General features: G+C 48.7%; 2 rRNA genes. Both read left to right on the top strand.

From position 1 onward, the window contains the following. Positions 1-121: 121 nt before the first annotated feature. A 23S ribosomal RNA gene (locus MN581_RS09950) occupies positions 122-3,033 on the top strand. A 79-nt stretch (positions 3,034-3,112) separates the two neighbouring features. Next, a 5S ribosomal RNA gene (gene rrf / locus MN581_RS09945) occupies positions 3,113-3,228 on the top strand. Positions 3,229-3,230: the final 2 nt, after the last annotated feature.

Below are 3,230 nucleotides of genomic sequence, written 5' to 3'. Positions count from 1 at the left end.
ATCAACATAAACCGAGAACACCGCGTTGAACAGTTTCTTTTAAAGAACTGTGAAATGTATTAACTATTATCTATCGCTAGTTAATAGTTAATGAAAAAAAGCTAACCGTAAGGTTAGAAAAGGTTAAGTGAATAAGGGCGCACGGTGGATGCCTTGGCACTAGAAGCCGATGAAGGACGGGACTAACACCGATATGCTTCGGGGAGCTGTAAGTAAGCTATGATCCGGAGATTTCCGAATGGGGGAACCCAGTATCTTTTATAGGATATTATCTAGTAGTGAATACATAGCTATTAGAAGGTAGACGCAGAGAACTGAAACATCTAAGTACCTGCAGGAAGAGAAAGAAAAATCGATTTCCTTAGTAGCGGCGAGCGAAACGGAAACAGCCCAAACCAATAAGCTTGCTTATTGGGGTTGTAGGACTCAATTGTGGTAGCTGTTGTGGATAGTCGAATCGATCTGGAAAGGTCAGCCGTAGCGGGTAAAAGCCCCGTAGATGAAATTGACAACACACCTATGAGTATCCTGAGTACGGCGGAACACGAGAAATTCCGTCGGAATCCGGGAGGACCATCTCCCAAGGCTAAATACTCTCTAGTGACCGATAGTGAACCAGTACCGTGAGGGAAAGGTGAAAAGCACCCCGGAAGGGGAGTGAAATAGAACCTGAAACCGTGTGCTTACAAGAAGTTAGAGCCCGTTAATGGGTGATAGCGTGCCTTTTGCAGAATGAACCGGCGAGTTACGATAGCATGCGAGGTTAAGCTGAAGAAGCGGAGCCGTAGCGAAAGCGAGTCTGAATAGGGCGAATGAGTATGTTGTCGTAGACCCGAAACCATGTGACCTACCCATGTCCAGGTTGAAGGTGTGGTAAAACGCACTGGAGGACCGAACCCACGTACGTTGAAAAGTGCGGGGATGAGGTGTGGGTAGCGGAGAAATTCCAAACGAACTTGGAGATAGCTGGTTCTCTCCGAAATAGCTTTAGGGCTAGCCTCGGATTTGAGAATGATGGAGGTAGAGCACTGTTTGGACTAGGGGCCCGTCTTGGGTTACCGAATTCAGATAAACTCCGAATGCCATTCATTTATATCCGGGAGTCAGACAGTGAGTGATAAGATCCATTGTCGAAAGGGAAACAGCCCAGACCACCAGCTAAGGTCCCAAAATACATGTTAAGTGGAAAAGGATGTGAGGGTGCACAAACAACTAGGATGTTGGCTCAGAAGCAGCCACCATTTAAAGAGTGCGTAATAGCTCACTAGTCGAGTGCCCTTGCGCCGAAAATGTACCGGGGCTAAACATGTTACCGAAGCTGTGGATAGAACCTTTGGTTCTATGGTAGGAGAGCGTTCTAAGGGCGTTGAAGCTGGATCGTAAGGACTGGTGGAGCGCTTAGAAGTGAGAATGCCGGTATGAGTAGCGAAAGACAGGTGAGAATCCTGTCCACCGAATGACTAAGGTTTCCTGGGGAAGGCTCGTCCTCCCAGGGTTAGTCGGGACCTAAGCTGAGGCCGATAGGCGTAGGCGATGGACAACAGGTTGAGATTCCTGTACTCGTTTGTTTTGTTTGAACAATGGAGGGACACAGGAGGCTATGAGATCGTGCGACTGGAAGTGCACGTTCAAGCAACAAGTTTTGATAAGAGTCAAATGCTTTTATCTTTAAGAACAAGTTGTGATGAGTAGGGAAATAGAGTACCGAAGTCTCAATGTCACACTGTCAAGAAAAGCTTCTAGTTAGAAACAAATGACCCGTACCGCAAACCGACACAGGTAGTCGAGGAGAGAATCCTAAGGTGAGCGAGAGAACTCTCGTTAAGGAACTCGGCAAAATGACCCCGTAACTTCGGGAGAAGGGGTGCTGAACGCAAGTTCAGCCGCAGTGAATAGGCCCAAGCGACTGTTTATCAAAAACACAGGTCTCTGCAAAATCGAAAGATGACGTATAGGGGCTGACGCCTGCCCGGTGCTGGAAGGTTAAGAGGATGGGTTAGCAATAGCGAAGCTCAAAATTGAAGCCCCAGTAAACGGCGGCCGTAACTATAACGGTCCTAAGGTAGCGAAATTCCTTGTCGGGTAAGTTCCGACCCGCACGAAAGGCGTAACGATTTGGGCACTGTCTCAACGAGAGACTCGGTGAAATTTTAGTACCTGTGAAGATGCAGGTTACCCGCGACAGGACGGAAAGACCCCATGGAGCTTTACTGTAGTTTGATATTGAATGTTTGTAACACATGTACAGGATAGGTAGGAGCCGTAGAAATCGGAACGCTAGTTTCGATGGAGGCGCTGGTGGGATACTACCCTTGTGTTATGACCATTCTAACCCGCACCACTTATCGTGGTGGGAGACAGTGTCAGATGGACAGTTTGACTGGGGCGGTCGCCTCCCAAAAGGTAACGGAGGCGCCCAAAGGTTCCCTCAGAATGGTTGGAAATCATTCGTAGAGTGCAAAGGCAGAAGGGAGCTTGACTGCGAGAGTTACAACTCGAGCAGGGACGAAAGTCGGGCTTAGTGATCCGGTGGTTCCGCATGGAAGGGCCATCGCTCAACGGATAAAAGCTACCCTGGGGATAACAGGCTTATCTCCCCCAAGAGTTCACATCGACGGGGAGGTTTGGCACCTCGATGTCGGCTCGTCGCATCCTGGGGCTGTAGTCGGTCCCAAGGGTTGGGCTGTTCGCCCATTAAAGCGGCACGCGAGCTGGGTTCAGAACGTCGTGAGACAGTTCGGTCCCTATCCGTCGCGGGCGTTGGAAATTTGAGAGGAGCTGTCCTTAGTACGAGAGGACCGGGATGGACATACCTCTGGTGTACCAGTTGTTCTGCCAAGGGCATTGCTGGGTAGCTATGTATGGACGGGATAAACGCTGAAAGCATCTAAGCGTGAAGCCCCCCTCAAGATGAGATTTCCCATTCCTTTAAGGAAGTAAGACCCCTGAAAGATGATCAGGTAGATAGGCTAGAAGTGGAAGTACAGTGATGTATGGAGCGGACTAGTACTAATCGGTCGAGGACTTAACCAAGATAGCGGTGGACCATTATATTGATACTAACTTAACATCCAGTTTTGAGTGAATCATCACTCAATAAAAAACATATAAGTGCGGTGACGATGGCAAGAAGGATACACCTGTAACCATGCCGAACACAGAAGTTAAGCTTCTTAGCGCCGAGGGTAGTGAAGGGTTTCCCTTTGTGAGAGTAGGACGTTGCCGTGCTT

It is taken from the genome of Vagococcus sp. CY53-2 (assembly GCF_022604695.1).
Taxonomy (GTDB): Bacteria; Bacillota; Bacilli; order Lactobacillales; family Vagococcaceae; genus Vagococcus.
Note: the sequence above shows the minus strand (reverse complement) of the source record. Positions and strands in the feature narration are given on the sequence as shown.